31 protein-coding genes are annotated in these 26,060 nt (G+C 64.9%); 15 read left to right on the plus strand and 16 right to left on the minus strand.

The features are described from left to right. The first annotated feature begins 6 nt into the window (after positions 1-6). Complete coding sequence (locus BUB20358_RS04965) at positions 7-999, plus strand: hypothetical protein (protein WP_045552437.1); 993 nt, start codon at positions 7-9, stop codon at positions 997-999. A 228-nt stretch (positions 1,000-1,227) separates the two neighbouring features. Here the strand turns inward: BUB20358_RS04965 and BUB20358_RS04970 are convergent, their stop codons facing one another. Beyond that, positions 1,228-2,412, minus strand: a complete 1,185-nt coding sequence (locus BUB20358_RS04970; protein WP_123806836.1) for a hypothetical protein — start codon at positions 2,410-2,412, stop codon at positions 1,228-1,230. A 97-nt stretch (positions 2,413-2,509) separates the two neighbouring features. On the opposite strand from BUB20358_RS04970, the gene BUB20358_RS04975 reads away from it, so the two are divergent. From BUB20358_RS04975 to BUB20358_RS04985, 3 genes are read left to right on the plus strand one after another with little or no spacing between them, the layout of a single operon-like run. After that, on the plus strand, positions 2,510-2,692 hold the full coding sequence (locus tag BUB20358_RS04975) for a hypothetical protein (protein ID WP_045552435.1): 183 nt from the start codon (positions 2,510-2,512) through the stop codon (positions 2,690-2,692). Further along, positions 2,685-3,182 carry a lysozyme gene (locus tag BUB20358_RS04980; RefSeq protein ID WP_006764384.1) on the plus strand — a complete coding sequence of 166 codons (498 nt, stop codon included), beginning with the start codon at positions 2,685-2,687 and terminating at the stop codon, positions 3,180-3,182. The genes BUB20358_RS04975 and BUB20358_RS04980 overlap by 8 nt, the downstream gene beginning before the upstream one ends. After that, positions 3,182-3,658 carry a DUF2514 family protein gene (locus BUB20358_RS04985; RefSeq protein WP_045552434.1) on the plus strand — a complete coding sequence of 159 codons (477 nt, stop codon included), beginning with the start codon at positions 3,182-3,184 and terminating at the stop codon, positions 3,656-3,658. The genes BUB20358_RS04980 and BUB20358_RS04985 overlap by 1 nt, the downstream gene beginning before the upstream one ends. Positions 3,659-3,670: 12 nt before the next feature. Here BUB20358_RS04985 and BUB20358_RS04990 read toward each other — a convergent pair whose 3' ends face one another. Together BUB20358_RS04990 and BUB20358_RS04995 are read right to left on the minus strand one after the other, a co-directional pair. After that, positions 3,671-4,150, minus strand: coding sequence for a hypothetical protein (locus tag BUB20358_RS04990; RefSeq protein WP_174905058.1), 480 nt, complete (start codon positions 4,148-4,150; stop codon positions 3,671-3,673). Positions 4,151-4,182: 32 nt separating this feature from the next. After that, on the minus strand, positions 4,183-4,566 hold the full coding sequence (locus BUB20358_RS04995) for a hypothetical protein (RefSeq protein WP_052688675.1): 384 nt from the start codon (positions 4,564-4,566) through the stop codon (positions 4,183-4,185). 137 nt (positions 4,567-4,703) lie between these two features. Between BUB20358_RS04995 and BUB20358_RS05000 the strand changes: the two genes are divergently transcribed. Next, the gene (locus tag BUB20358_RS05000) at positions 4,704-5,399 is read left to right on the plus strand and encodes an SOS response-associated peptidase family protein (RefSeq protein ID WP_006764383.1); all 696 of its coding nucleotides are present in this window, start codon (positions 4,704-4,706) and stop codon (positions 5,397-5,399) included. 18 nt (positions 5,400-5,417) lie between these two features. Here the strand turns inward: BUB20358_RS05000 and BUB20358_RS28650 are convergent, their stop codons facing one another. From BUB20358_RS28650 to BUB20358_RS05020, 4 genes are all read right to left on the minus strand, one after another. Continuing rightward, positions 5,418-5,927, minus strand: coding sequence for a hypothetical protein (locus BUB20358_RS28650; protein ID WP_006764382.1), 510 nt, complete (start codon positions 5,925-5,927; stop codon positions 5,418-5,420). A 36-nt stretch (positions 5,928-5,963) separates the two neighbouring features. After that, complete coding sequence (locus tag BUB20358_RS05010) at positions 5,964-6,128, minus strand: hypothetical protein (RefSeq protein WP_162487091.1); 165 nt, start codon at positions 6,126-6,128, stop codon at positions 5,964-5,966. 868 nt (positions 6,129-6,996) lie between these two features. Then, complete coding sequence (locus BUB20358_RS05015) at positions 6,997-7,461, minus strand: plasmid fertility inhibition factor family protein (protein ID WP_006764381.1); 465 nt, start codon at positions 7,459-7,461, stop codon at positions 6,997-6,999. Between the two features lie 842 nt (positions 7,462-8,303). Beyond that, a complete protein-coding gene (locus BUB20358_RS05020; RefSeq protein ID WP_006764380.1) occupies positions 8,304-9,047 on the minus strand; it encodes a DUF695 domain-containing protein in 744 nt (247 codons plus the stop codon). 156 nt (positions 9,048-9,203) lie between these two features. Between BUB20358_RS05020 and BUB20358_RS05025 the strand changes: the two genes are divergently transcribed. From BUB20358_RS05025 to BUB20358_RS05035, 3 genes are all read left to right on the plus strand, one after another. Continuing rightward, the gene (locus tag BUB20358_RS05025) at positions 9,204-9,512 is read left to right on the plus strand and encodes a hypothetical protein (RefSeq protein WP_035973358.1); all 309 of its coding nucleotides are present in this window, start codon (positions 9,204-9,206) and stop codon (positions 9,510-9,512) included. A gap of 646 nt (positions 9,513-10,158) precedes the next feature. Continuing rightward, positions 10,159-10,632, plus strand: coding sequence for a VOC family protein (locus tag BUB20358_RS05030; RefSeq protein WP_006764378.1), 474 nt, complete (start codon positions 10,159-10,161; stop codon positions 10,630-10,632). A 241-nt stretch (positions 10,633-10,873) separates the two neighbouring features. After that, positions 10,874-11,098, plus strand: a complete 225-nt coding sequence (locus tag BUB20358_RS05035; RefSeq protein ID WP_006764377.1) for a hypothetical protein — start codon at positions 10,874-10,876, stop codon at positions 11,096-11,098. 162 nt (positions 11,099-11,260) lie between these two features. On the opposite strand, the gene BUB20358_RS05040 is transcribed toward BUB20358_RS05035, so the two are convergent. Both BUB20358_RS05040 and BUB20358_RS05045 read right to left on the minus strand, forming a co-directional pair. Then, positions 11,261-11,884 (minus strand): phospholipase D family nuclease, encoded by a 624-nt coding sequence (locus tag BUB20358_RS05040; RefSeq protein ID WP_035972441.1) that lies wholly within the window; start codon positions 11,882-11,884, stop codon positions 11,261-11,263. 415 nt (positions 11,885-12,299) lie between these two features. Then, complete coding sequence (locus BUB20358_RS05045; protein WP_006764375.1) at positions 12,300-12,782, minus strand: winged helix-turn-helix transcriptional regulator; 483 nt, start codon at positions 12,780-12,782, stop codon at positions 12,300-12,302. Between the two features lie 172 nt (positions 12,783-12,954). On the opposite strand from BUB20358_RS05045, the gene BUB20358_RS05050 reads away from it, so the two are divergent. Together BUB20358_RS05050 and BUB20358_RS05055 are read left to right on the plus strand one after the other, a co-directional pair. Beyond that, entirely contained in the window at positions 12,955-13,398 is a 444-nt protein-coding gene (locus tag BUB20358_RS05050) for a PaaI family thioesterase (protein ID WP_035972439.1), read from the plus strand. 123 nt (positions 13,399-13,521) lie between these two features. Continuing rightward, on the plus strand, positions 13,522-14,574 hold the full coding sequence (locus tag BUB20358_RS05055; RefSeq protein WP_035972437.1) for an NADP(H)-dependent aldo-keto reductase: 1,053 nt from the start codon (positions 13,522-13,524) through the stop codon (positions 14,572-14,574). Positions 14,575-14,665: 91 nt separating this feature from the next. Here the strand turns inward: BUB20358_RS05055 and BUB20358_RS05060 are convergent, their stop codons facing one another. After that, the gene (locus tag BUB20358_RS05060; protein WP_035972435.1) at positions 14,666-15,952 is read right to left on the minus strand and encodes an MFS transporter; all 1,287 of its coding nucleotides are present in this window, start codon (positions 15,950-15,952) and stop codon (positions 14,666-14,668) included. Positions 15,953-15,987: 35 nt separating this feature from the next. Continuing rightward, the gene (locus tag BUB20358_RS05065; RefSeq protein WP_006764372.1) at positions 15,988-17,406 is read right to left on the minus strand and encodes a M20 family metallopeptidase; all 1,419 of its coding nucleotides are present in this window, start codon (positions 17,404-17,406) and stop codon (positions 15,988-15,990) included. Between the two features lie 152 nt (positions 17,407-17,558). On the opposite strand from BUB20358_RS05065, the gene BUB20358_RS05070 reads away from it, so the two are divergent. The 4 genes from BUB20358_RS05070 (at position 17,559) to BUB20358_RS05085 (ending at position 21,389) form a co-directional block, all read left to right on the plus strand. Further along, the gene (locus BUB20358_RS05070; protein WP_006764371.1) at positions 17,559-18,512 is read left to right on the plus strand and encodes a LysR substrate-binding domain-containing protein; all 954 of its coding nucleotides are present in this window, start codon (positions 17,559-17,561) and stop codon (positions 18,510-18,512) included. Positions 18,513-18,575: 63 nt separating this feature from the next. Beyond that, positions 18,576-19,703 (plus strand): tRNA 2-selenouridine(34) synthase MnmH, encoded by a 1,128-nt coding sequence (gene mnmH, locus BUB20358_RS05075; protein WP_006764370.1) that lies wholly within the window; start codon positions 18,576-18,578, stop codon positions 19,701-19,703. Next, positions 19,700-20,758, plus strand: a complete 1,059-nt coding sequence (locus tag BUB20358_RS05080; protein ID WP_035972434.1) for a permease — start codon at positions 19,700-19,702, stop codon at positions 20,756-20,758. The genes mnmH and BUB20358_RS05080 overlap by 4 nt, the downstream gene beginning before the upstream one ends. Positions 20,759-20,966: 208 nt before the next feature. Next, entirely contained in the window at positions 20,967-21,389 is a 423-nt protein-coding gene (locus tag BUB20358_RS05085; RefSeq protein ID WP_006764368.1) for a hypothetical protein, read from the plus strand. 36 nt (positions 21,390-21,425) lie between these two features. Here the strand turns inward: BUB20358_RS05085 and BUB20358_RS05090 are convergent, their stop codons facing one another. Next, a complete protein-coding gene (locus BUB20358_RS05090) occupies positions 21,426-22,259 on the minus strand; it encodes an ABC transporter permease (protein ID WP_006764367.1) in 834 nt (277 codons plus the stop codon). A 5-nt stretch (positions 22,260-22,264) separates the two neighbouring features. Then, positions 22,265-23,179: a nodulation factor ABC transporter ATP-binding protein NodI gene (nodI, locus tag BUB20358_RS05095; RefSeq protein ID WP_035972432.1), complete on the minus strand. Its 915-nt coding sequence runs from the start codon at positions 23,177-23,179 to the stop codon at positions 22,265-22,267. Between the two features lie 354 nt (positions 23,180-23,533). On the opposite strand from nodI, the gene BUB20358_RS05100 reads away from it, so the two are divergent. Then, positions 23,534-24,031 (plus strand): universal stress protein, encoded by a 498-nt coding sequence (locus tag BUB20358_RS05100; RefSeq protein WP_006764365.1) that lies wholly within the window; start codon positions 23,534-23,536, stop codon positions 24,029-24,031. A 95-nt stretch (positions 24,032-24,126) separates the two neighbouring features. On the opposite strand, the gene BUB20358_RS05105 is transcribed toward BUB20358_RS05100, so the two are convergent. From BUB20358_RS05105 to lexA, 3 genes are read right to left on the minus strand one after another with little or no spacing between them, the layout of a single operon-like run. Next, positions 24,127-24,834, minus strand: a complete 708-nt coding sequence (locus BUB20358_RS05105) for a DUF2939 domain-containing protein (protein WP_035972430.1) — start codon at positions 24,832-24,834, stop codon at positions 24,127-24,129. A gap of 31 nt (positions 24,835-24,865) precedes the next feature. Continuing rightward, complete coding sequence (locus BUB20358_RS05110; protein ID WP_006764364.1) at positions 24,866-25,201, minus strand: hypothetical protein; 336 nt, start codon at positions 25,199-25,201, stop codon at positions 24,866-24,868. 25 nt (positions 25,202-25,226) lie between these two features. Beyond that, positions 25,227-25,874 (minus strand): transcriptional repressor LexA, encoded by a 648-nt coding sequence (lexA, locus tag BUB20358_RS05115; RefSeq protein WP_006400150.1) that lies wholly within the window; start codon positions 25,872-25,874, stop codon positions 25,227-25,229. Between the last annotated feature and the right edge of the window lie 186 nt (positions 25,875-26,060).

The raw sequence follows: 26,060 nt of genomic DNA on the forward strand, positions 1-26,060 counted from the left end.
GCACTGATGGGAATCAACAATTTCAAGCCGTTCGCGGCCGCTGGCGGCGCGAACGTGATGTCGCAGGCCGACTACGAGGCTCTCGCTGCGCTGCTCACCGGTTTCCAAAGCGGTACCGCGCAGTCGCAGCAGCTCAACAAGGTGTGGCGCCAGAGCTCGATCATGTCCGCCGTGCTCGCACAGTTCATCGTCGATCTGACCGGACAGGATGCGATCGATGATGGTACGACGGCGACGTTGCTCGCCAACCTGAAAACCGCCGTACAGGTGCAGTCTGCGGCAGTCGTAGGGCAGGCGCGCAACTTGACCATGTCGGTGATGTCCGCATCGAGCACCGCGACGCTCACCGCGGATGAGATCATCGTAGGCGCCGCGCTGGGCGGACAGAAGTACGTCCTGAAGCAGTTCTCGAAGACGATCAATCTCGCGTCGACCGGCCTGGGTGGCATGGACACCGGTAGCGCGCCGGCTTCGGGCTTCGTCGCGCTGTATGCGATCTACAATCCGGCGACGCAGACGGCCGCGCTGCTCGCTACAAATGCGGCTACGAAGCAAGGGAACGTGTACGGCGGGGCTAATATGCCCGCCGGCTATACGGCGAGTGCACTGGTAGCGGTGTGGCCGACAAATGCGAGCGGACAATTCGCCATAGGGGCGCTTAATGATCGGACTTTTTACATGGTTCGATTGGCAGCACTCAATACAGCAGTATCAGCTCCGACACTTACTCCCGTGAATCTCGCCGCGCTGGTTCCAGTAAATGCGAGGGAAGTATTCGGTGATATTTCTGGCGCCACCACCGGCGGTACGTCCGCAACTATCCAGCTCGCCATTGGGGCAAATTCGAGCAATATCGGCGGGATCAATCCAACGTATAGTTCAGTCGGGCAGGTATATTACAAAATCCCGATGGTCACGCCTCAGACTGCCTGGTATATTGTTTCGACAACGTCAGGCACAGTCAGTTTTCAGATCAATGTCGCTGGGTACACATTCTGATGAGCTCAATATTCGTTCAGTTCACAACGGAAGAGCAGACCGACATATCGTCCATATTTGCCGGCCCACAAGATGCAATTGAGTATCCGAATCAGGCGGAAATCGATTCAAGTGATGCTCGGTATAGAGTTTTTTATGAATCATTCCCTGACTTCATGAGAAGTAGTCTACCCGATCCTTCTTGAAACTCCTTCTAGGCGGACGACGTTTTTGGCGGTCGGTCCCAGATTAATATGCGAAGGGCCATGCGATGTGAATGTAATCCAGCGGTGCAATTAGGCTCTTGCGGGTGATCTTCTCTGCGACAAACAGGAAATCGTAAAAAAGGGCTGATGATTGCATTTTGCCAGCCCATACGATTATTTTGGGCAGTATTAGGCATGCAGCGAAAGCAAGTAGTGTTGCTTTTCTGAGTTCCTCTCTGTCTGCCTTCCTGTCTACGTAGATCAATGCGGCCACAAATGCCGGCCACACAATAAGCGTGAAATCACGCGTCGAATCGTAGACCATAGCCGATGTGGCGGCAGCTGTGATATTTGCAAAAATGGTGAAGGCGAGGAATCTCTTGTTGTGCGATCTTAGTGCAAAGTTTATGAAAAAACCCACCAACACCCATGCGGCACTGTAGAAGGCATAAACGGTAACGGAGATGTTGCGCAGAAACCCTGAAAGGAATAAATAGGCGAACGCTGGAGTTGCGAAGGCCGCGCGACTAAATGTGAGGTTGAAATTCATGGCGCTGAAATAGGCCACGAAAAAAATCTTGGCGCTCACAATTCCGGTCGCGACGGCGAGTATCCTTAAAAGGCGTGATTTTGAGTGTGCATCGTCAATCAATGCAATTTTTGTGATTACTATGACGGCGATTACTATTCCCTGCTCCATGTGCGAGACTCCGAGAAACATGGTTGCCAAGAACAGGATCGGAACGCTTTCGGATATGGCAATTATCGTGCCGAATAAGTAAGTAAAGACGTCTGAAATTCCGAGCCAGTTTAAAATGACATTTGATATAGGCGCGCAAGCGAGTGCAATCAGGAACAGCTTTACGACGGATTGCCCGTGACGGCGGTCGATGAAAATTGAGAGGCCGATGGTGCCGGCGATGAATGCCGAAAAGTGCATGGCCGCGAATGCGGTTGTGGTCCGGTATGCGCCAGTGATCCAAGCTAACGCCAGTCCGAAGAAGCTGGAATAAAGGTACTGACCTCGGACGTCGTTAACGAGCATGTTTCTCGTAATATCGGATGCCATTGAACGCAGTACTTCAATATTTGGTATTACCCATATACCGTTCTTGAGGATGATAAAAAGCAGTGCGCTCGGAATAAATATACGTAAGGGCAGCTCGTGAATCCAGTTTAGACAGCGAGTCACCTTGGCTGGAAGTGAATTCCATATGGCTTCAATCATGCTTCTTTGACGTCGTTCGTTTTGATGACGCGGAGCTTAGCATTGCGCAGGCCGTTCCATCACCGCCTCAGGGCGTTTTTTTCATTTCGGGGATCAGATGAAGAGCGAACTCGCGACGAGCGCCGCGAAGGTGGCGCCGGCAGTGGGCAGCAATTTCTGGTTGTGGTTGACGAGCCACGACATCAACTGGTGGGTAGCCGTCGCGACGATCGCGTACATCGGACTGCAGGCGTACTACCTGGTCAAGAACAAGGGGAAGAGGGCACTGCTCGATGGCTAACGTACCGAAGAAGACACTCGCTGGTGTTGTGGGGGCTGCTACGGCAGCCCTTCTTTTTTCCATCGTCCCGAAGTTCGAGGGGCTCGAGCTCGTCGCGCGGCCGGACCCGATCGGGATCATCACGGCGTGCTACGGCGACACGAAGGACGTGCGCGCCGGCCAGCGCTTCACGCCCGACGAGTGCCGCGCGCGGCTCGAGCAGCAGCTGATCGCGCACGCCGAGCCCGTGCTGAAGTGCACGCCGGTGTTGAAGGGGCACACGTACCAGCTCGCGGCCGCGGTGAGCTTCGCCTACAACGTCGGCACCGGCGCGTACTGCGGCAGCACGACGGCGAAGCGGTTCAACGCCGGCGACTGGAAGGGTGCGTGCCGCGCGATGAATGAATCCGATGCCGGCAAGCCGCAGTGGGTATATGGCGGTGGCCGAGTGCTGCCGGGGTTGGTCGAGCGTCGCGAGTTCGAACGCGCACTGTGCGAACGGGGGCTGTGATGCTGAAAGCGGTATTGCCGTATCTGCTGGTCGCGCTGCTGGGCGCGGCGGCCGGCGCCTGCGTCGTGCACCTGATCAGCGCGCGCGAGATCGCCGACATGAAGGCCGACGCCGCGAAGGCTCAAGCGAAGGCCGTAGACGCCGCGCGCGCCGAGGAACAACGCCGCACCGCGGCCCAATCGGAGATTGCGAAAGATGCGAACAAACAACGAACGGCCGCGCTCGCGGATGCTTTTGCTGCTCGTGCTGCCGCTGGCAGCCTGCAGCAGCGCGTCGATCAGCTCGTCGCAGCCGCCCGCCATCCCGCCGCTTCCGCCGGAAGCTCGGCAACCGGCGACGCCCTCGATCTGCTTGCCGACGTGCTCGGCCGGGCTGACGAAGCGGCGGGAGAGCTGGCGGAATATGCTGACCGTGCCCGCATCGCCGGCCAGCAGTGCGAGCGCGACTACGACGCGCTGACGGCGCCCGCACACTGACGCCGGGTCAGTTCACCGGCCGTCGTCCAGATCGTCCGGCCCGCGATAAACCGCGGGAATGTCGATGGGCTCAATGTAGTAGCCGCGCGCGGTGAGCTCGATCTTGAAGTCGCTGAAGGTCTGGAAGAGTTCGGCATCGAACGGGACGGTCGTGTACTTCAGATCGACGTGCTCGCCCGTTTCGTACGATGTCCGGTAGAGGCGAGCTGGATCGGTCGAGTGTCCTGGATCGAAGTGCGCGATCCGGAGGCTCGGCGCAGGTACGCTGCCCGGATGCGATGCGCGCAGCTGGATCGTCAAGCTGACGATCACGTGCTCGATTGGGATAACTTTGGCGTGCCGCTGCAGGTAATCGCGCAGCGAGTTGCCGTCCCGGCGCTCCTGACCAGACGCGAACCCGAACCAGTCGTCATCCGAATACCGAAATTCTTCCTCAATCGTATGGCCCATGGTGACCTCCGTGGCTGGTGCGATCAGAATGCCACAGCACATTGTGTGCTCAGTGCTTCGCCATGATGTCTGTCTCAGCCAGTCTCGCCCGCGCGCCGGAGTTCGTCCTGCACCAGAATCCGCAGCTTGCGCATTGCAATCAGCGAATTGCCGTATTCGGCCCGGATGCTCGCGGCGTATCCTTCGATCTCTTTCATCGTGCGGCGTCCGTGCACCACCTCCAGGATAACGCGCCGGACCAAGGGATCTTCGTTGGAGCGCCAAAGTTGCCGCAGCTCACGAATTGTCGGAGCATCAAACTCGGGCATCGGTAATACGCGCTTTAGGCCGGGCACACGGTACGGCACGAGGTTGCGATCTACCTTCGTTTCCTCGATCGGAACGGCGTCGACGTCAGGAAAGCAGTCGGACAGTTCCGCAATGAATTCCTGCTTTGTCAACTGGGTGAACGTGCGCATGCGTCTTCCTTGGCTGACGTTCGTGTACTCCCAGATATAGGCCCAGTTCGGTTTCATGATGCGGCATAACACTGTATGGGTATACAGTGTAGCGCGCGGTAAGATGAGGTCGTCAACTCGAAAAATGGGGGACGGCCATGTGCACGAACTACGTCGCGCCCGGCGAGGAAGCGGGCCTGAGTGAGCTGAAGATCAACAGCTTCATCGACCTGTACCGCTGGACGCTGTGGAAGCCCGAGATCTACCAGGACTACGCCGCCCCGATCGTCGCGAGCGTCGAGGGTGAGTTCCGGCCGCTGATCGCGAACTTCGGCTTCTGGCCGCGCGCGCTGCAGAAGGCGAACGTCGAAAAGGCGAAGGCGGCGGGGCGCAAGCCGCCGATCATGCGCAGCACAATGAACGTGCGCGACGACAACATCGGGAAGTCGCCGCTGTACGCGCCGGCGTGGCGGGCCGGGCGCCGCTGCCTGATCCCGGCGAAGTGGATCTACGAGCCGAACTGGGAGACGGGCAAGCACGTGCGGTACCGGATCGGGCTCGCCGGCTGGCGGCCGCTATGCGTCGCCGGCATCTGGCGCACGCTGGTGTACGAGGACGGCACCGAGCAGCACACGATGGCGATGATCACCGTGAACGCCGACGAGCATCCGATCATGCGGCACATGCACCGGCCGGGCGAGGAAAAGCGCTCGGTCGTGATCCTGCGGCCGGATGACTGGGAGGAATGGCTGACGACGCCGAACGTCGAGGCTGCCCGCGCGATGCTGCAGCTCTATCCGGCGGACGATATGGAGGCGGAGCCGGCAGCAGCCGCGTCAGCGCAAGAGCGCTGAACGGGGGCTCGCACCGCGTCACTCGTCGCGTGGGCTCCAATGGGTGACGTCGAGCACTTGGGAAACGGGGCCGATGTGCCGCACGAATTGCGGGCCGGGGAAAGCCTCATGGTTCACCGTCGGCACGAAGTAGGCACCAATCTCACCGCCGTTGCGCTGTAACACCCATACTGGGACGCCATTCGTGTCATCGTCTTCGAGCGTCGGAAGAGCTTGGGAGACGGGCACCCAGTTTACCGATTGGACTTCAGCGCCCCGCGGCGCATCCAGCGGCGCGACATCGATCTCAGCGCCGATCGCTCGCATCTTGCGGAGCACGCGCGCGAACTCTTCGTCGTTCAACGCGAGTCGCGCGGCGCCGAAGAACAGGATGTGCGGGCTCAACTCGCGCGGCGCTGCGCCGCCAGTGTACTTCCGCCATTGCTGGCCGCCGGCCACGCCAAACAGCTCGGCCATCTGCTCGCCGGTACGGCCGAGTTCTTCCTTCAGGCGCTGAAGGTCCTGAGCCTTGGGAGGGGTGTAGTCCATGGGAATGCGAAAGCCGCCTTTCGGCGGCCCTTGGATTTAGTGGAGAAACTTCGCGAGGCCGATGACGGCGCCGGCGAACGCCGTTGCCCAGATCACCGGGTACCAGCGCGTTTCACGGATCATCTTCGCCGCTTCCGCGTTCAGCTTCATGGTCTCAGCCATCAGCTTCCCGATCTCGGCTTCGGTCTTGATCGTGTCCAAGGTCTTTTCCATTTGGTCGTCCTTTCGGGATGGTGGGCGGCGCGATATGCGCTACCTCTGGGCTCCATATTAGCACCTTTGGTGCTAGTGTCAAGCGAATTGTGGCGTGGGCCCCACGCGCTCCGTGCGCATTTTGCGGCCGGTCGATTGGCCTTTGCTGGTGTGCTACACCGTGTCGGACCGAGGATAAGGCGCGTCAGAAACGAAGTGGCAGCGATGTAGATTTAGGGGAACGAGGCCGAAAAAACTCAACAGAATCAAAGGGCTTTTTTGTAAAACAATTCCCAATGATCAGCCTGTGAGGCTTGCTGGACAAGGCTGGCGCGCTAGGATTGTGATTCCTGTTGTCGTGGGTTCGAGTCCCATCAGCCACCCCACAGAATGCATTCAAAACAGGCGCTTCGGCGCCTGTTTTGTTTTGTGCTCGACAAAACGCGCGCCCATATTGGCGGCGATTCGAGTACCGCCATTCCCCGAGCATTCTGCTCGTCATCGATCCAATCGAATCCATTTCGTGTCCGCGACCACGAACGCTTCAAAAGCGTGGCGGTGGCTGTTGTGCAGTCATGTCGTTGAATAGCATGGTCATCCGAACATGGACGGCCCTCGTCGTACCGCCGCACACGGATTGCGGCGAAGTTGTCCATCGAGCCAATTGTCCGAATAAGACCGCGCTTTGGCGTGTCCGGCCAAAGCGCTGCTGTCGCGTAACGTAGCGGTTTCCTCGTGCCTTCAGATATGAGAGGGCCGTTCGGTCCCGACAGCCTGCGAAGGCGTCGGGGCATCTTTTTGCCGGCGGTTTTCCCACTCGGCTTCAACCCGTTCCAGCCGCCACCCATATCGCGGCACAAATCCCAACCCCGTACAGTCATTCACCGCAGTAACGCGCCAGCAAATCCGCCTCGGTCTCGTGCACTTCGACCGGCAGACTCGTCGCGCCTGCATGCGCGAGATACCGCGCGCGATGCTGACCGTTCCGGAACGAAGCAACGCCGACTTTGGACAGGCCCGGAATGCCGAGCAGCGTCCGCGTTCTCGTCTCGCGAAACGTGATGAACGGCATGTCGGGAATCCGGGGCTGGTCCGGCGCGAGGAACGCGCGGATGCCCGCGGCTTTTCCCGGCGCCCAGTATTCGACCGATGGCAGCACGTAGTCGGTCATGTCGCGGTCCGCACAGACCAGCAGTTTCTTCACGTCGACCGTCACGACACGATGCCGCGAGTCATCGGACGAGAAGACGCGCTTCAGACGCGTATAAGCGTAGTGCCGATGGCCGGGAAGTTCGACGATCCACACGTCGACGCCGTCATGTTGCGTACAGGCGAGTGCCATTGTTTCCTCTGAAGGCGCAAGCGCTTTTTATGCGCGGGTTCGGTCGCGCAGCGCGATGCCGGCAACCGGAATAGCAACAAAGAACAGCAAAAACCGTTCGCGACGGAAGTTCCGATCGAGACTCATTGTGCATGACCGCAAACCGACATGATTGTGCACCGACGATCGCAATCGGCAAATCGCCCGAATATCACGGTACCGCCGACCGAAACGTCGGAACGCACGGCGCGCCACATACGACTCGCGTCAAGCGCGGAACCGCCCGATGTAAAGCGCACAGCCACCCGATACAGACATCGCAGGAACGGCAACGGCAGATCGTCCGCTGAACGGCAGCAGTATTGCCATTGCGAAGCCGCCGTTCATGAGAAGCATGCAAACGCGATAAACCCGAATCGGCTTCGCACGCAGAGAATCGCGATGTGCCGATGCAACGCGCTTGCTTCCTGAAACGCGGATCGCGCAAACCATCCGCATATAAACGACGCGATATCGGCGTGACGATGATCGAAAGGGTGAGTTGCCGCACAGACCGCCGCATATGCCGCGTTCACAATCTGACTGGTTGACCGTTCTACCCCGGCCCGGTCAACCATTTCCCCGCTCGCTCGCGCAGGAGCGGGGGCTTTTTGCCACACCGACGCAACAGGGCTGCGTCGGCGGGACCGGACAGGCGTTTGCCTGGTCCGCATGAATTGCTTTCCTCGTGCCTGTGTGCTTAGGCCCATTGCCGGTTGCGGCCGGCAATGTCTTGATCCCGGCGGCGCGTCGCAGCGCTGCCGGGATGCTTTTTCGCCGAACGCATCGCGGTCCGCACGCCGACGAGCATGTCGGCAAGATCATCATCGAGCCTGCTCGACACTCGTCTCCCAGCCGTCGTATCGGCCCGCGAACGCGCGCGCCTCGCGATCGATCGCGAGCGTATGGCGCGTGATGTCGGCGAGCATCATCGTGCCTTCGTGCGCAAAGCGCACGGCCGACTGCCCGTCTTCGGTCGGCGCGACCGATTCGACCAGATAGCCGTTCGCTTCGGCCCAGTCCGCGAATTGATGCGCATCGCTCGGGTCCGCGAAGTACGCCCAGTGCATCACGCGCCGCGTCACGTCGCCGGCGTCGCCTTTCTGCCGCAGCACCTTCAGTACGCGCATGTCGCGCATCAACAGACGGTCTTCGTCGGTCGGGTAGAGCGTCTGCCAGTAGGCGTCCTTGTGCGGATCGTCCTGATGCGCATATTCGAGCGCGTACGGGGTCCGGTCGGCCAGCGAATCGACGAGTTCCGCCGCGGTCGCTTCGTCGAACGGCACGTAGAACAGGAAATCCTGATGCCCGTCGACGGTAATTCGCCCGACCTGCACGCCGTCTTTCTCGGCGATCGACGCGTTCAGCAGATCCTCGATCCGCGTGAGTTCGGCGAACTCGTCGCCGGTCGGCAGGCCGTCCGCGCTCGGGCGCGCGAGCGTGACGCGCACGCTGAGCAGCGACGTGCGCGGATCGTTTTCGGCGTTCTGCGCATACTGCTCGTTGAAGCTGATGAAAGCCTGATGGTCGCCCATTCGGGCAGGGAAGGTTCCCCAAGCGTCGGTCATGTGTTTCTCCTGCGCGCAAAGCGTAGGCGGACGGTTGCAAAGCGCGTCAATGTATCATCGAAAACCGTGCCGGACGGTATGTCCGGACGGCTGCGACGCCGCGCTCCGCGCCGGCGCGATGCGCGGCGGGCCGCCGAAATTTCGAAGGAGATTCCGATGTCGATGTACGCGGTGAATGGTGTGCGGATCGATCCGCTGAGCGCGCGCGTGACGCACGTGCGCTGGGCGGCCGTGAATCCGGCCGACCGGTCGTGGGCGGCGGCGCCGAGCGAGGCGCCGGTGGCCGACGTGGCGCGCGCGCTCGCGGCCGGCACCGATGTCCGCGCGATCTTCGATGGAGCGGACGGAATCGCGATCGGGCCGAAGCTCAAGCGCGTACGCTATCGCGATGCGTCGGAAGGCATCGAGCTCGACGTCGACATGACGAGCGAGTCGCGCACGATGCGTGACCTTCCGCAGATCTGACCAGCGTTCGCACGTTGCCGTGCGCGGCGAGCCGTGTCGGGCGATGACTGCCGGGCGACCGGCAGCGGCAGCGGTTTCACCGCTCGCGCGTTTTTTTGCATGTCGCGAACCACGATGCACCCTCAACCGGAACGAGATCATGTCGAAAGTCGTTACCGCATCTTCGTCAGCCGTGCTCTGCAGTATCGTGCTTGCTGCTTGTCAGAGCGCCGCTCCGCCGCCGTCGCTGCCGCCGTCGCCGGAAACTGCGTCGACGGCGGTTCCCGCATCCGCCGAGGGAGCGCCGATCCGCGGCGTCGGCGCCGCGCCGCAGCTGGTCGCGCGGACTCACTAGACTGTTCGGTCCGCCGCGGCACGTCCAACGGCGCTGTCGGCGTGCGCAGGCGACCGATGCCCGCAACGGCACGCATTCCGCGCTAACGAACGTCGCGACCGCATCTGCTCGATCGTCATCGGTCGATCGTTCGCGATCCGCACCGTTCGTCGGCAATCTTTGCCGCTGCGGCGCGCCGAGCCGGCTCGGCGCGTCCGGCAAAAAAATGTCGTCCCGTATGTCGATTTCCGTCCTGCTCGCTCGTCGTGCGATCGGGGGCGTGCGCAGCGCGTCCGTCCCGTCTTTCGATTCACGACCAAAGGAGCGACACCCATGTCCACGTCCGTCAAACCGATCCCTGAAGGGATGCACACGCTGACGCCGCATCTGATCTGCGCCGGCGCCCGCGATGCGATCGATTTCTACAAGCGCGCGTTTGGCGCGACCGAGCGGTTTCGCCTGGAAGCGCCGAACGGCAGGCTTGCGCACGCGTGTCTCGCGATCGGCGACTCGGCGTTCATGCTGGTCGACGAAATGCCCGAGCATGGCGCGCTCGGCCCGAAGGCGCTGAAAGGGACGGCCGTTTGCCTGCATCTGTACGTGCCCGATGTGGACGCGTCGATTGCGAAGGCTGCCGACGCAGGCGCGACGGTCACGATGCCGGCCGCCGACATGTTCTGGGGCGACCGCTATGGACAGGTCGAGGATCCGTTCGGGCACCGCTGGTCGATCGCCACGCATCAGCGCGATCTCACGCCCGAGCAGATCGTCGAAGCGATGGCGAGCGCGCCGCCGTGCGGAGGCTGATGCGGCGGCATGAGTCCGCCTGAGCGCGATGGCCTGCGATGGCCCGCGCGATGGGCCGGCGCCCGGATCGTTTCTGCCGGGCACCGGTTGCCCGGGCGCGCGCGCGTGGTATGCCGGCGAGTCGTCTGCGACGTTTTTTGAGGGGGCGCGTCGCTTGCCGCATGCCGGCCGTGCGCGACGGCTCAAGCGATACGGTGCGGTGCCGTAAACGGGATGAACTCGATCGTTCATCTCATCGCACATGAATCGACTTCTCTACGCCGGCTATCTCGCGTTTGCGCTGTATTTGCTCTATCCGATGGTTCAGCGCTCGCTCGCGTTCAGCGCGGAGTGCGTGCTGAGTGCGCTGCCGGGCACCGGTCGCGATATGTCGACGCCGGCCGCGAGCGACGCGCATGCGCGCGACGGTTGCGGGCGCGGCACGCGCGCCGAGCCCGCAACGGCACGGGTCGCCCAGATCCATTGATCGCGATAGGGCGCTGTGCGTCGTTCGATGCGCAGCGCGCCGTACCGGCCGTTTGGCCAGGTTGATCGCGGGCGCTCGCTCGCGGATCATCCACGACGTGCGGCATCGAAGGTTCGCCGTGGCGCGAAGGCGCTGGATCGGTTACGGCTTGCAGCGCAAGGGTCAGTAAGAGGAACGGTACGGCGTACCCTGGTCGAAGCGGCTTTGCCAGTGCGCGAGATACCGCGACGCGAGTTGCGGATTGTTCCACACGACGATCACGTTTTCCGAATTGCGGCTGGCGGCCGACGCGCTGTAGTTGAACGAACCCGTCTCCACATGCTCGGCGTCGATGACGAGGTATTTGTCGTGATGAATCGCGTACGTATCGATCGTGCGCGTCGGGATGCCCGCGTTGACGAGCAGGTTCAGCGCCTGCTTGCTGCTCTTCGCGCGATTGCCCTTGTCGTCCGCGACGATAGCGACGTTGACGCCGCGCCGCTTCGCGTCGAGCAGCGCGCGCGTAATCGGCGGCGACGTGAACGAGTATGCGGCCACGCGGATCGAGCTGCGCGCGGCGCCGATCGCCTTCAGCACGAGCGCTTCGGCGCCGCCGTCCGGCGAGAACGCCGATTCGACGACCTGCGTGGCCGGTGCTTCGTGTGTCGGGCTCGGCAGCAGCCGCGAGACGAAGTCGATCGCCTGTTGCAGCAGCGATTCGGTTTGCGTCTTGCCGAAGGCGGTGAACGGCGTGGCGAGCAGGGAAGCGGCGAGACAGGCAGCGGCGAGGCGATTGCGCGGCGACATCGTGGACAGCGGAAGATTTTGAGACAGCGGGCCGTGAGTGTAACGCAGACGTGGCGGCGCGACCACGCCGGAATGCGAACAAGCGGCGCGCAAGCCGCACGACATCGTGCGCCGGGGCGGCGGGCGATACGGCTACGCGGATCATGCCGCGCGGCACGCGCACGCAGCGCGCGCCGATTCAGCCGAGCTGCGCATGGTGCGATGTCCGTCGCGAGCGCGTTTCGCTTGCGTGCAGCAAGCGTCGCGGGCCCGTTGTGGAGGATCGATTCGAACAGAAGAAACGCGCGTGCGCAGTCGCGGCTGATCGCCGGGTCGTGCTCCGGCATTGCGCGCACGATACGAACGCGTCACACGCGGCCGGCACACGCGCGGGCCCGTGCCGCGGGTATATGCCCGACGCGCTCGGCTTCCGGCATCAAGCGTCGTGCTCGCCGGCCTCGTCGGGTGCGATCCAGCCCGGCCCCGGCTCCGGTCGAACCTCGCGCGGATCGAGCGGTTCTCCGCAGGCCGAGCATACGGCGAGCGCGTGCATCACGTGGCCGCAGGTACGATGGCGCAGCTGCAGCGGCGGTCCTTGTCCGTCGTCCTTCCAGCGATCGCCCCACGTCATCAGCGCGAGCAGTGCAGGGTACAGGTCGCGGCCCTTCTCGGTCAGCCGGTATTCGAAGCGCGGCGGACGTTCCTGATACGCGCGCTTGATCAGCACGCCTTCGTCGACGAGACGCGCGAGCCGCTCGGCCAGCACGTGACGCGTGACGCCGAGTTGCGCCTGGAACGCTTCGAACCGCCGGCAACCCAGAAACGCGTTGCGCAGGATCAGCATGGTCCAGCGATCGCCGAGCACGGCGAGCGTGCGCGCGACCGAACAGTTCAGCGTGCCGATGTCATCCCATTTCATGGTCGAAAGTCTCGCGGGGGCGGTTCAGCGAAATAGCGGGTTCGATTATAGAACCCACACTCGGTCGCACCGGGCGCCTGGCGCGTTGACAAGCGCGATGCCGTTGCCAATAATGAGTTCCAATTTAGAACTTACCCGCGCGGCGACGCGCATTCAATCAGGAGACGACCCGATGAATCCGCTTTCCCTGTCCGGTCTCGAACTGCTGCGCGCTGCGGTAACGGGCGACGTACCGCTTGCGTCGATCTCGGAGACGGTCCCGATGCGGCCGCTCGACGTCGAACTTGGCTACATCAGGATGTCGGCGCGCGCGGACGGCCGGCATCTGAATCCGCTCGGCGGTGTGCACGGCGGGTTCGCGGCGACGGTGCTCGATTCGGTCACTGGCTGCGCGGTGCATTCGATGCTGGATGCGGGCGTCGGCTACGGCACGGTGGATCTGCACGTGAAGATGCTGCGCCCGGTGCCGCGCGACGTGGATTTGATCGCGGAAGGGCGCGTGATTCATCTGTCGCGTTCGCTGGGCGTTGCCGAAGGCACGCTGAAGACACCCGACGACAAGATCGTCGCGCACGCGTCGGCGACCTGCTTCATTCAGCGGCCGACGTCCGCGTAGGCCGGAAGCGGTAGCGTCCGCGGCGGCGCCGAAGGCAAGCTGTAAGCGTTTGCCGCGCCGGTCTGAAGCGTGCGCTTCAGTGTGATAGCGTTTCTGCTTTTCCACCGACGCGACAGGAACAGCATGGAATACCGCACACTCGGCGACTCGGGCATCGAGGTCAGCCTGATCGGTCTCGGCACGATGACGTGGGGCGAGCAGAACTCGGAGCGCGACGCGCACGAGCAGCTCGACTACGCGATCGCACAGGGCGTCACGCTGATCGATACGGCGGAGATGTACCCGGTGCCGCCGAAGGCCGACACGCAGGGGCGCACCGAGCAGTACATCGGCACGTGGCTCGCGCAGCATCGCGCGCTGCGCGACCGCATCGTGCTCGCGACGAAGATCGCCGGCCCCGCGCGCCAGCCGCACAATCCGCGCCATATTCGCGGCGAAGGCAATCAGTTCGACCGCAAGAATCTGACCGAGGCGCTCGACGGCAGTCTCAAGCGGCTGCAGACCGACTACGTCGATCTCTACCAATTGCACTGGCCCGATCGCAGCACGACGACGTTCGGTCGTTCCGCGTATCCGTGGATCGACGATCCATATACGGTGCCGATCGAGGAAACCCTCGGCGTACTCGCGGAGTTCGCGAAAGCCGGCAAGGTGCGCGCGATCGGCGTGTCGAACGAAACGCCGTGGGGCGTCGCGCAGTTTCTGCATGCGGCCGACAAACTGGGGCTGCCGCGCATCGCGAGCATCCAGAACCCGTACAGCCTGCTGAACCGCACGTTCGAGAACGGGCTGTCGGAATTCACGCATCGCGACGGCGTCGGGCTGCTCGCCTATTCGCCGCTCGCGTTCGGCTGGCTGTCCGGCAAGTACGAGAACGGCGCGCGGCCGGCCGGCGCGCGCATCACGCTGTTCGAGCGGTTCCAGCGCTACAGCAAGCCGCAGGCGGTCGACGCGACGTCGCGTTACGTCGCGCTCGCGAAACGTCACGGACTGTCGCCCGCGCAGCTCGCGCTCGCGTTCGTGAACAGCCGCCCGTTCGTGCGCAGCAACCTGATCGGCGCGACGTCGCTCGAGCAGTTGAAGGAGAACATCGACAGCGTGCACGTGAAGCTGTCCGACGAGATCCTCGCCGAAATCGAAGCGCTGCACGAACGGCAGCCGAATCCGGCGCCGTAAACGCGGGCGCGCGGCCCGCGGCCCGCGCGGCGCGACGCCGGCGGGCCGCTGCATCAACCGCATCAACCGCATCGCGCGATCGTACCGTTCTTCACCGCATCTTCAACCGCATGCGCGCGACCAGCAGCGCCACGAGGCTCAGCACCGCACAGCCGATCAGATACAGCGCCGGCGACAGCCGATTGCCGGTCGCGCTGATCAGCCACGTGATCACGAACGGCGCGAAGCCGCCGAACAACGTGACGCCCGTGTTGTAGCTGACCGCGAGACCGGTCGCGCGCGTCTGCGGCGGGAACAGCTCGGCCATCAGCGCCGGCAGTGCGCCGCAGTACGTCGCCTTCAGCAGGCCGATCCAGATCAGCGCGGCGAGCATTGCCGCGAAGGACGCGTGGTGCATGAGCCACGCGAACGTCGGCCACACGGTCGCGAGCATCAGCACGGCGGCGATCGACATCACGCGGATCCGGCCGATGCGGTCGGACAGATGGCCGACGACCGGCGTGACGAGCGTCAGCACGACGCCGGTCGCGAGCGTTGCCGCGAAACCGGTCGACGCCGGCAGCCCGAGCTGCTTGATCGCGTACGTCGGCATGTACAGCACCATGTAGTTGATCGCCGTCGAAATCACCAGCACGCCGATCGCCAGCAGCAGCCGCGCCTTCTGGTCCGCGAACAGATCGCGCACGGGTGCGTCGGAGCGCGCGTGCGTCTTGAACTCGACGCCTTCGTCGACGTAGCGGCGGATATAGAGTCCGACCGGGCCGATCGCGAGGCCGAACAGGAACGGCACGCGCCAGCCCCAGCTGTCGAGCTGCGCGGGCGTCAGCGTGGAGGTCAGCAGCGCGCCGAATCCCGACGCAAGCAGCGTCGCGAGCCCCTGGCTCGCGAACTGCCAGCTCGACATGAAGCCGCGTCGCTGCGGCGCGTGCTCGACGAGAAACGCGGTCGAGCTCGCGAATTCGCCGCCGGCGGAGAAACCCTGCATCAGCCGCGACAGCATGATCCCGAGCGGCGCGAGGATGCCGATCGTCGCGTAGGTCGGCATCAGCGCGATCAGCAGCGTGCCGCCCATCATCATCGCGATCGACAGCAGCAGCGACGCCTTGCGGCCCGCGCGGTCCGCGTACGCGCCGAGCACGAAGCCGCCGAGCGGCCGGATCAGATAGGACAGCCCGAACGTGCCGAGCGTGAGCAGCAGCGACGTAGCCTCGCTCGTCGCCGGAAAGAACAGCCGCGCGATCGTCACCGCGAAAAAGCCGTAGACGATCAGATCGAACCATTCGAGCGCATTGCCGATCGACGCCGCGAGAATGATGCGACGGATCTTGGCCGCGCTCGGGCGAACGGCTTCCTGCGTGGTCAGCGTGGTCGTATTCATCGTATGAGCATGTCCGGCGGAAAGGGCGAAGCGCGTTACAGGGCGGCGCCGGCGGCGCACGCCGTGCGGAGAACGGGCGGCGCGTCGGCGCCGAGATCCCAGAAGAGGCCGGCCATCATCTGCAGCCCCTCGCGCACGACGCTCGCGAGCAGATGCTCGTCGGGCGCATGCTGCGAGCACGCCGGATACGAGTGCGGCACCCACAGCGTCGGCAGCCCGAGCGTGTCCGCGAATACTTCGTTCGGCAGCGTGCCGCCGAGATTCGGCAGGATCGCGGGTTTCTTGCCGGTCGTACGCGCGAGCGACGCGACGGCCCAGCGCACCCACGGATCGTCCGGCGGCACGCGCGTCGCCGGTGCGCCGCGGTCGACGTCGATTGCGACGTCCGCGAAGCCGTGCGCATCGAGGTGTGCGCGCAGGTGCGCATGCAGCGCCTGCCAGTCGGTGCCGACGACGAAGCGCAGCTGGCAGTGCGCATAGGCGACGGACGGAATCGCGTTGACCGGATGCTCGGGATTGCCGGCCTTGAACGCGAGGATCTCGAGCGTATTCCAGCCGAACACGCGTTCGGCGGCGGACAGGCCGGGCTCGCCCCAGTCGGCGTCGAGTGCCGGGTCGCCGGGGCCGCCGCCGATCGACAGATCGGCGAGCACGTCGCGCACCGCGGCGGGAATCGGCGGCGGGCGCAGCCCGGCGACGCGGATCGCGCCGCGCGCGTCGACGATGCTCGCGAGCGCGTGCGCGAGCACGATCGCCGGATTGCGCAGCAGGCCGCCCCAGTTGCCGGAGTGATGCGCGCCGTCGCGCGCGCGCAGCGTCAGCTTGAAGTTGACGGCGCCGCGCGAGCCGAGGAACACGGTCGGCCGTTCCGCGCAGATGCGCGGGCCGTCGGATGCGATCAGCACGTCGGCCGCCAGCGCGTCGCGCTCGCGACGGCACAGCGCGTCGAGGCCCGGCGAACCCGTTTCCTCGCCCATCTCGATCAGCAGTTTCGCGTTGAAGCCCAGGCGGCCGCCGCGTGCGTCCAGCACGCTCGCGAGCGCGGCGAGGTTGATCGTGTGCTGTCCCTTGTTGTCGGCGCTGCCGCGGCCGTACCAGCGATCGCCGTCAGCGGTCAGCGTCCACGGCGACAGCGGAGCGCGCCATTGCGCCTCGTAGCCGCGCACGACGTCGCCGTGTCCGTAGATCAGCACGGTCGGCAGCGCATCGTCTTCGTGGCGCGATGCGATCAGGAACGGACCGCCGCCTTCGACGGGGTTGTCGACGATCCGCGACGCAAAGCCGAGGCGTGCGGCCTCCGGCGTGATTTCGTCGGTCAGATAGGCGCGCAGCGCGGCGGCCGAGCCGCTGTCCTGGCTTTCGGTGCGCAGCGCGACGCGGCGACTCAGCGTCGCGAACAACGTGCCGGATTCGAACTGGTTCAGCGCGTGCTGGATGGCGGCGGTACGGCTCACGGCGGGTCTCCTGTGGCGGGCGCCCGGCGCGATCGGCCGGGAGGTGGACCGATTCTAGGAAGCCGATTTTTTTGTCACAATGATCGAATTTCGAAGCTTTCATTGCCGAAAAGGCAAAGCACGGCGGCCGTGACCGGCCGCGGAGACACGACATGGCGGCTTTCCTGCACGGCCTTGCGCTGCGCTATTTCGTCGAAGTGGCGCGCACCGGTTCGATCAGCGACGCGTCCGCGCGGCTGCACGTCGCCGTGTCGGCAATCAGCCGCCAGATCGCGAAGCTCGAGAGCGAGCTCGGCACGCCGCTGTTCGAGCGCCGGCCGCGCGGCATGGCGCTGTCGGAGGCCGGCGAACGGTTGCTCGGTTTCGCGCAGCGCAGCTTGCTCGAGGCCGAGCACGTGATGAAGGAAATCGGCGGCCTCGAAGCGCTGCACGGCAGCCTGCTGAAGATCGCGTGCTCGGAAGGGTTCGCGATCGATTTCCTGCCCGGCGTGCTCGCGAGCTTCAAGGCGCGCCATCCGCGCGTCGATTTCTCGGTGTGGGTCGTGTCGCCGGCCGACGCGACGCGGCGCGTGCGCGACGGCGACGCAGACATCGGCCTGACGTTCAGCCTCGCGCCAGAGAAGGGCGTGCGCGTCGATCACGCGGAACGCGCGCCGATCTTCGCGCTCGTGCGGCGCGATCATCCGCTCGCGATGCGCGACGCGGTGTCGCTCGCCGACGTCGCGCGGCACCCGCACGTGCTGCCCGAGGCCGGCACGACGGTGCGCCAGCTGATCGACATCGCGTGCGTGCTCGACGGGCTGATGCTCGAGCCCGAGCTGACGAGCAACAACACCGCGGCGATGTATCGCTATGCGCAGCGCACGGGCGCCGTGATGTTCACCGGACTGCTGTCGGTGCGCGACCGTTTCGACGCGGACGGCTTCGTCGTCGTGCCGATCACGAACCCGCAGCTGCGCGAGCGCAGCATCCAGGTGCAGACGATGGCCGGCCGCGACCTGCCGGCGTCGGTGCGCGCGTTCCGCGACCATCTGGTCGACGCGATGCGGGCGGCGTCGGCACCGCCGGCGGGCGCGCGCAGCCCGCGGCGCCGCGCCGTGAGATAATCGCCAATCCGCCTTTCGCGCCCGTCGGCTCTGCGAGCCGCATCGCGCCTGTTCGACGCCAAATTGAAGAACCTGATCGTCACCCTCGATCGCGCCGCCGAGTTCGACGAGATCATCGACGTGCGCACGCCGCTCGAGTTCGCCGAGGATCACATCCCCGGCGCGCTGAACGCGCCCGTGCTCAGCAACGACGAGCGCGTGCTCGTCGGCACGATGTACCGGCAGGTGTCGCCGTACGAGGCGACGCGCGTCGGCGCGGCGATCGTCGCGCGCAACATCGCGCGCCATCTCGACACGACGTTCGCCGATCGCCCGCGCAACTGGCGGCCGCTGATCTACTGCTGGCGCGGCGGCAAGCGTTCCGGCTCGATGACGACCTGGTTCAACCTGATCGGCTGGCAGGCGCGCCAGCTCGACGGCGGCTACAAGGCGTACCGCCGCTCGGTGTGCGCGACGCTCGACACGCTGCCGACGCGCTTTCGCTACATCGCGCTCGTCGGCCACACCGGCTGCGGGAAGACGCGCCTGCTGAACGCGCTGCGCGACGTGGGCGCGCAGACGCTCGATCTCGAGGCGCTCGCGTGCCATCGCGGTTCGCTGCTCGGCGCGTTGCCGGGCGTGCCGCAGCCGACGCAGAAGGCATTCGATTCGCGGCTCGTCGAAGCGCTCGGCCGCTTCGACCCCGCCTGGCCGGTATTCGTCGAATCGGAAAGCCGTAAGATCGGCCTCGTGCAGTTGCCGCTCGCGCTGCTCGACGCATTTCACGCGGGGCCGTGGGTGCAGGTCGAAGCGGCGCGCGACGAGCGTATCGCGTTCCTGCTCGACGACTACGCGCATCTGTTCGACGAGCCGGTCGCGTTCAAGGCGCAGCTCGAACGGCTGATCGGCCTGCACAGCCGCGACGAGGTCGCCCGCTGGAGCGCGATGATCGATGCGGGCGAGCGGGCCGAACTGTTCGGCCTGTTGATCGACAAGCATTACGATCCCGCGTACGCACGCACCTACCGCGCCGCGTACGGCAACCCGAATCGTGCGCTGACGTTCGCGTTCCGGCCGAACGCGGCCGACGTGCGCGAGCAGGCGCACGCGCTGCTCGAGCAGCTCGCGCAGGCCGGCCTGCCGGCGTCGCCGGCCGTCGCGGCCGCTGCGCGACCCAGGACCAACCAAGAACATTCGACGACCACACGATGACGACCACACGCACCCAACCCAACCCGGCGCTCGGCTGGATGACCTTCCTGCTGCTCGCGGTCGCCGGGCTGTTCTATGTGAAATGGTTTCCGTACTACAACAAGGCGTTCGTCGCGGCCGAGCATCATTCGATCGGGCAGTCGATCCTGATGGGCACGTCGGCGACCGCGCCGGAGCCGTCGCTGAAGGCGGCGATCGACTACGCGTGGGCGTATGGCAAGGCGATCTGGCAGGCGATGGTGCTCGGTCTGCTGCTCGGTTCGGCCGTGCAGGCGCTGCTGCCTGCGCACTGGGTCGCGCGCGTGCTCGGCCGGACCGGCTTCGGCAGCGTTGCCGCAGGCGGCCTGCTGTCGCTGCCGGGGATGATGTGCACGTGCTGCGCGGCGCCGGTCGTCGCCGGGCTGCGCGCGCGCCACGCGTCGGCGGGCGGCGCGGTCGCGTTCTGGCTCGGCAACACGGTGCTGAATCCGGCCGCGCTCGTGTTCATGGGCTTCGTGCTCGGCTGGCAGTGGAGCGCGCTGCGGCTCGTGCTGGGTGTCGCGATGGTGTTCGGCATCGGCTATCTGCTGAACCGGATCGCGCAGCCGGACGACCGCAGCGTCGACGACGCGCAACTCGCCGCGCTGGCAGCCGAACAGGCCGCGGCCGGCAATCCGTTCGTACGCTGGATCAAGCTGTTTGCGCGGATGGCCGTGCGGCTCGTGCCGGAATACATCGTGCTCGTGCTGCTGCTCGGCGCGGCGCGCGCATGGCTGTTTCCGCATATCGGTCCGGACATCGGCAACCATCTCGGCTGGATCGTCGCGTTCGCGGTCGCGGGCACGCTGTTCGTGATCCCGACGGCCGGCGAAGTGCCGATCATTCAGGCGATGCTGTCGCTCGGCATGGGCGTCGGCCCGGCCGCCGCGCTGCTGATGACGCTGCCGCCGATCAGCGTGCCGTCGCTCGCGATGCTGGCGCGTTCGTTCAAGCCGTACATGCTGACGATCATCACCGCACTCGTCGTCGCATTCGGGATCGTCAGCGGACTGCTGGCAGTCGCGCTCGGATTCTGAGCGCGCGAGCGGGTTGCCGGCGCGGCGACGAGCGCGCTTGCCCGCTCGATCGTCGGTCGGCAAGCAGGGCGGCGTACTCGCGGCGGCCGGTTTCGAACCGACACGCATTGCCGCTCGCATCGTTCGATCGCCCGCGCGATCTTCGCATTCATCCGGCGCCGCCGCTTCGCGCGCGAGGCGCTTTTACAAGAAGCAAACAGGAAAACGCATGACCCAACCGAAGATTCATCCTCGACTCGAAAAGGCGCTGACGCGCGGCGATCTCGCGATTCGCCAGGCCAATTCCGCACGGGCGACTGCCGTGCTGAACGCGCTCGGCACGATGATCGTCGAGGCGTCGGCGACGATCGGCGTCGAGGCCAGCATCGACATTCCGCAGGGCGACCGCATCTACGATCCGGTGAACGGCGTGTGGCCGCAGAAGATGCTGGTGTCGTTCGACGGCCCGGTCGACGAAGCCGATCCGGAAGAGCTGCGCACGGTCTATCTGATCGCCGACGATCCCGGCACGCAGTTCCGCGTCGAATGGCATCGCGCGGACGGCAAGCTCGGTCGCCACGAAGGCGGCCCGCTTGCGACCGTCGCGTTCCTGACCGACGTCGAGATTCCGTGGAGCGACGACGACGAATGACGTCGTGCGGCCGAGCCGGCGCCGATGCGCCGGCCGTCAACGCATCATCCGCCGCCGGAACAGCCACGCGGACACGACGAACCCGCCCGCCGCGTAAGCGGCGAGCACCGCGACGTGCAGGCCGATGTCGGTCGCGGGCCGGCCGAGCATCGCGGGCCGGATCAGCTCCACCGCGTTCGCGAGCGGCAGCGCGTGCGCGGCGAGCTGCGCAACCGGCGGCAGCTGCGTGAGGGGAAAGAACACGCCCGACAGCAGCAGCATCGGCGTCAGTACGAGCGTCTGATAAAACATGAAGAAGTCATAGGACGGCGCAAGCGCGGTGACGATCATCGCGACGCTGGCGAACGCGAGGCCCGCCAGCGCGATCACCGGCAGCGCCGCGAGCATCGACGGAAAGTGCGCATAGCCGAGCAGGCCCGCGACGAGCATGATCGCGACGCCCGACAGCATCGCCTTGCTCGCTGCCCACACGATTTCGCCGAGCACGATGTCGCCCAGCGCGAGCGGCGTATGCATGATCGCCTCCCACGTCCGCTGCACGTGCATCCGCGAAAAGCCCGAATACATCGACTCGAAGCTCGCGGACATCATCACGCTCGATCCGACGGTGCCGGCCGCGAGGAACGCGATGTACGACACGCCGTCGACATGGCCGAGCATCAACCCGAGCCCGAAACCGAGCCCGAACAGATAAATCATCGGATCGGCGAGGTTGCCGAACATCGACGCGAGCGCGAGCTTGCGCCACACCAGATAGTTGCGGCGCCACACGGCGATCCAGTTCGTTGCGTTCGCCGGCATCGCGAGTGCGAAACGCGATTCGCGCGGCGGTGCGGACGGCGTGGCGGCGGAATAGTTGCGTACGTCCATCGGCGTCAGTCCTGCATTTCGCGGCCGGTCAGCCGCAGGAACACGTCCTCCAGATTGGCCGGACGGTGCAGATAGCGCAAGCCCGTGCGGCCCTTGAGTCGCGCACTGAGTGGTTCGGCATCGCGCACGTAGCAGAACAGCGTCTCGCCGCTGATCTCGGTGCGCGACGCGAACGGCGACAGCTCATCGCGTAGCGCGGTCGGGTCGGGCCCGTAGATCTCGATCACGTCGCAGCCGATCTCCGATTCGATCAATGCGTGCGGCGCGCCCTCGGCAATCTTGCTGCCTTCCTCGATCACGCACAGACGGTCGCACAGCCGTTCGGCTTCCTCCATGAAATGCGTGGTGATCAGGATCGTCTTGCCGCGCGCGAGCAGCGAGCGCAATCGTTCCCACATCAGGTGGCGCGCCTGCGGGTCGAGCCCCGTCGTGGGCTCGTCGAGTACCAGTACGTCGGGATCGTTCACCAGTGCGCGCGCGAGCGTCAGGCGGCGCTTCATGCCGCCCGACAGCTCGCCGACTTTCGCATCCGCCTTGTTCTCGAGCTTCGCGAATTCGAGCAGCGGCTGCACGAGCGCACGCGCAGCCTGCGCCGACATTCCGAAATAGCGGCTGAACACCAGCAGGTTTTCGCGCACCGTGAAGTCGGGATCGAGATTGTCGAATTGCGGGACGACACCGACGCGCCGGCGCGCATGCCTCGCACGCGCGGGAACCGGTTCGCCACAGAGCGAAATGGTGCCCGCATCGGGATGCGCGAGGCCGAGCAGCATCTTCAGCGTCGTGGTCTTGCCGGCGCCGTTCGGGCCGAGCAGGCCGTAGCATTCGCCGGCGTGCACGTGGAACGACAGATCGTTGACGACGCGTTTGTCGCCATAGCGCTTGACGACGTTGCGGAAATCGATCAGTGCGACAGGCATGGGCAGATTGTCGTTATGGAGCGGCGGCGCGCGCGCCGTTGCCGAGTGCTTGATGCCGCATGTTCGCGTGCGAACGGATCGGCCCCGCGCCTGTCCCATGGGCATGACGGAAGCGGCGCACGTCCGTATCGGTTCGCTAGCGCGGGACGGCGGCACGAACGGGCCATTCTAGTGCATCGGGTGCGTCTCTTCAGCGCAGGTCTGCTCGCAGCGATGCGCGCGTGCACCGATCGTGCGCCGCACCATTGCGTATGCGCCGCGCGCGGCGCATACGCGTTTTCCATCCCTTGCGTCCGGAATTGCGGCGCACCATGATGAATGCATAGGGCCACGTTGTCGCGATAGGGAGGTTTCATGGCGAGCTACAACAAGATTCTGCTGTGCTACGACGGCACGCTCGAGGGCCGCAAGGCGCTCCGTTGCGGCGCCAACCTCGCGTTGGACTTGAAAGCCGAAACGCATTTGCTGTCGGTCGTCGACATGCGTTCGAGCATCGCGCAAAGCGCGGGCCTGCTGACCGACGTCGCGTGCGGCCGTTTCGAGGAAACTGCGCGCGAAATCCTGCAGGAAGGCGTGAACTGGCTACGCGAGCGCGGCGTGCAGGCCGAAGGCCACTTCGCGTTCGGCTATCCGATCGACGAAATCGCGAATCTCGCGTCGGAGCTGAAGGTCGATCTCGTCGTCGTCGGCCATCGCTGCCGCAGCGGGCTGTCGAGATGGTGGATGGGATCCGGCAACACGCAGCTGCTCGATCGCGTGAACTGCAGCATTCTGGTCGCGTGTTCGTCAGCGGAAGAGCAGAAGGCCGAGATTGCGCGCGAACGCGACGCAGCAACCGCAAGCAGCCAGTAATGCAATCGATGACGGCGTAACCGGCCGCCCGGCCGGTTACGCCGTGCCGCGCCGATGGCGGTGCGAGTCGATGTGACGCGACTTCGCCGAGTGCGCTACGCGGCGTGCAGATCGATTCCGGACAGCCTCCACGAGAACAGTCCGACGCGGTGGAATATCGCCGCATAGCGCGTGCCGTCGGCCGTGCGCTGATAGGTGACGACGAACTCGTCGAAATTCCGGTAGCCGGCGCTCGTTTGCCGCTGAGGCGGCGGAGGACTCGCGTCGCCCGCACTCGCGGATGCGGGCGCCGACGGCGGCGGCGATGTGGTTGCAGCGGAGTCGCTGCCCGCATTGGACGACGGGTTCGCGGCGGCCGCCGGATTTGCCGGCGGCGCGGCAGGCGCGGTGCCCGATGCAGCGCCGGACCACTCGGGCGGCCGCTCGCCCGGATTCCCGCGCGGCGGCATTCCGCTCAGCAGCGCGGCCACACCATCCGGCGTCGCATATGCGTCTACCAGCGGGCCGATCAATGCGGACCCGATCAACGCTCCGATCACGGCAAACGGATTGTCTTTCTTCACCGCATCGATCCGGCGCATCAGCTCTTCGGTGATCTGCTGCTTCAGGCTGATGCGCAACGACGGAAAATCGACATACTCGCTGACCGTCTGTGCATCGCGCGCATCGATCGCCGATTTCAGGCGGTTGAGCGCGATATACGGCGATGCGTATGCGTAGCCGATCGTCGCGATCGCGACGACGACCAGCACGACGATCAATAGCGGCTTGAGCCGCAGCGTGCGGCCCGACGAACCAGTCACGATGCCTCCGGCGTGAGAAAACGTTCCGCCATCAGAGACTGCGTTGCGCGGCCGATCGTTCCTCCGCGATGCAGCGATCGATCATTCGGCAAACCGCGTCGATCGTGCCGACCATGATCAGCCGCGACCGGCCGTGATAGACGCGTACCGGTGCGCGCCGCGCCGGCTCTGCATGATTGAGGCCCGCATTCAGCGACACGCGTGCGAAAGCAGGCAGCGCCGACGGCAGCAGCGACGCCTGCCGTTCGACTGCGACTTCTTGGTTCACGAGCGCAGCAGCGGACAGCGGTGCGCACGGCGTGCGGCCGCGCAGATGACGCAGACGGCCGAATTGACGGAAAGGCAGCAGACGGGCAAGGCGTTCCATGGTGTTCTCCTCAGCGAGACGAATGTCAGAGTTCGCCCGAGCGAATCAGCCCGACAGCGATGCCTTCGAGCGCGAAATCCGCGCTGCCGGCCTTGACGAAGATGTTTTCGTAATCGGGGTTCTCCGCGATCAGCTCGATGCCGCCCGGCCGGCGCATCAGCCGCTTGACCGTGACGTCGTCGCCCAGTCGCGCGACGATGATCTGCCCGTCCTTCGCTTCCGTGCGCTTCTGCACGGCGAGAAGATCGCCGTCGAGAATGCCCGCATCGCGCATCGACAGCCCGCGCACTTTCAGCAGGTAGTCCGGCTTGCTCGAGAACAGCGCGGGATCGCACGCGAAATGCTGCGAAATGTGCTCCTGCGCGAGGATCGGACTGCCGGCTGCGACGCGGCCGACGAGCGGCAGCGACAACTGCATCAGCCCCGCGTGCGGCAGCGTGAACTGATGAGGCGCATCGTCGCCGCCGAGCAGGCGGATGCCGCGCGACGCACCGGCCGCCAGCTCGATCACGCCTTTGCGCGCGAGCGCGCGCAAATGCTCTTCGGCCGCGTTCGGCGAACTGAAACCCAGTTCGGCCGCGATCTCGGCGCGCGTGGGCGGAAAGCCGGAGCGCTCGATCGCGCGGCGGATCAAGTCGAACACTTGCTGCTGGCGGGCGGTGAGTTTGGTCATGGTTTAACTGTATGGATAGACAGTGAGCTGTATTTTTATACAGTGTTCCGCGAATTTCAAGCGTTACTTGAGCTTCGACGCGATCGCGCCGATTCCGGCGCGATGTCGCGACGCTCATGCGCCGGTTCGTCCGCCGCAACCGTCCGTCCCGTCTGCGTTAGCACTTTTGAGTATTAAAAAATGAAG

The sequence above is a fragment of the Burkholderia dolosa genome (genome assembly GCF_902499135.1).
In the GTDB taxonomy this organism is placed as follows: Bacteria; Pseudomonadota; Gammaproteobacteria; order Burkholderiales; family Burkholderiaceae; genus Burkholderia; species Burkholderia dolosa.

What these genes read in the sequence shown, in the direction of transcription:
- BUB20358_RS04965 (WP_045552437.1), top strand. Translation starts at nt 7, where the DNA reads ATGGGAATCAACAATTTCAAGCCGTTCGCGGCCGCTGGCGGCGCGAAC.
- BUB20358_RS04970 (WP_123806836.1), bottom strand. Translation starts at nt 2,412, where the DNA reads ATGATTGAAGCCATATGGAATTCACTTCCAGCCAAGGTGACTCGCTGT.
- BUB20358_RS04975 (WP_045552435.1), top strand. Translation starts at nt 2,510, where the DNA reads ATGAAGAGCGAACTCGCGACGAGCGCCGCGAAGGTGGCGCCGGCAGTG.
- BUB20358_RS04980 (WP_006764384.1), top strand. Translation starts at nt 2,685, where the DNA reads ATGGCTAACGTACCGAAGAAGACACTCGCTGGTGTTGTGGGGGCTGCT.
- BUB20358_RS04985 (WP_045552434.1), top strand. Translation starts at nt 3,182, where the DNA reads ATGCTGAAAGCGGTATTGCCGTATCTGCTGGTCGCGCTGCTGGGCGCG.
- BUB20358_RS04990 (WP_174905058.1), bottom strand. Translation starts at nt 4,150, where the DNA reads ATGTGCTGTGGCATTCTGATCGCACCAGCCACGGAGGTCACCATGGGC.
- BUB20358_RS04995 (WP_052688675.1), bottom strand. Translation starts at nt 4,566, where the DNA reads ATGCGCACGTTCACCCAGTTGACAAAGCAGGAATTCATTGCGGAACTG.
- BUB20358_RS05000 (WP_006764383.1), top strand. Translation starts at nt 4,704, where the DNA reads ATGTGCACGAACTACGTCGCGCCCGGCGAGGAAGCGGGCCTGAGTGAG.
- BUB20358_RS28650 (WP_006764382.1), bottom strand. Translation starts at nt 5,927, where the DNA reads ATGGACTACACCCCTCCCAAGGCTCAGGACCTTCAGCGCCTGAAGGAA.
- BUB20358_RS05015 (WP_006764381.1), bottom strand. Translation starts at nt 7,461, where the DNA reads ATGGCACTCGCCTGTACGCAACATGACGGCGTCGACGTGTGGATCGTC.
- BUB20358_RS05020 (WP_006764380.1), bottom strand. Translation starts at nt 9,047, where the DNA reads ATGACCGACGCTTGGGGAACCTTCCCTGCCCGAATGGGCGACCATCAG.
- BUB20358_RS05025 (WP_035973358.1), top strand. Translation starts at nt 9,204, where the DNA reads ATGTCGATGTACGCGGTGAATGGTGTGCGGATCGATCCGCTGAGCGCG.
- BUB20358_RS05030 (WP_006764378.1), top strand. Translation starts at nt 10,159, where the DNA reads ATGTCCACGTCCGTCAAACCGATCCCTGAAGGGATGCACACGCTGACG.
- BUB20358_RS05035 (WP_006764377.1), top strand. Translation starts at nt 10,874, where the DNA reads ATGAATCGACTTCTCTACGCCGGCTATCTCGCGTTTGCGCTGTATTTG.
- BUB20358_RS05040 (WP_035972441.1), bottom strand. Translation starts at nt 11,884, where the DNA reads ATGTCGCCGCGCAATCGCCTCGCCGCTGCCTGTCTCGCCGCTTCCCTG.
- BUB20358_RS05045 (WP_006764375.1), bottom strand. Translation starts at nt 12,782, where the DNA reads ATGAAATGGGATGACATCGGCACGCTGAACTGTTCGGTCGCGCGCACG.
- BUB20358_RS05050 (WP_035972439.1), top strand. Translation starts at nt 12,955, where the DNA reads ATGAATCCGCTTTCCCTGTCCGGTCTCGAACTGCTGCGCGCTGCGGTA.
- BUB20358_RS05055 (WP_035972437.1), top strand. Translation starts at nt 13,522, where the DNA reads ATGGAATACCGCACACTCGGCGACTCGGGCATCGAGGTCAGCCTGATC.
- BUB20358_RS05060 (WP_035972435.1), bottom strand. Translation starts at nt 15,952, where the DNA reads ATGAATACGACCACGCTGACCACGCAGGAAGCCGTTCGCCCGAGCGCG.
- BUB20358_RS05070 (WP_006764371.1), top strand. Translation starts at nt 17,559, where the DNA reads ATGGCGGCTTTCCTGCACGGCCTTGCGCTGCGCTATTTCGTCGAAGTG.
- BUB20358_RS05080 (WP_035972434.1), top strand. Translation starts at nt 19,700, where the DNA reads ATGACGACCACACGCACCCAACCCAACCCGGCGCTCGGCTGGATGACC.
- BUB20358_RS05085 (WP_006764368.1), top strand. Translation starts at nt 20,967, where the DNA reads ATGACCCAACCGAAGATTCATCCTCGACTCGAAAAGGCGCTGACGCGC.
- BUB20358_RS05090 (WP_006764367.1), bottom strand. Translation starts at nt 22,259, where the DNA reads ATGGACGTACGCAACTATTCCGCCGCCACGCCGTCCGCACCGCCGCGC.
- nodI (WP_035972432.1), bottom strand. Translation starts at nt 23,179, where the DNA reads ATGCCTGTCGCACTGATCGATTTCCGCAACGTCGTCAAGCGCTATGGC.
- BUB20358_RS05100 (WP_006764365.1), top strand. Translation starts at nt 23,534, where the DNA reads ATGGCGAGCTACAACAAGATTCTGCTGTGCTACGACGGCACGCTCGAG.
- BUB20358_RS05110 (WP_006764364.1), bottom strand. Translation starts at nt 25,201, where the DNA reads ATGGAACGCCTTGCCCGTCTGCTGCCTTTCCGTCAATTCGGCCGTCTG.
- lexA (WP_006400150.1), bottom strand. Translation starts at nt 25,874, where the DNA reads ATGACCAAACTCACCGCCCGCCAGCAGCAAGTGTTCGACTTGATCCGC.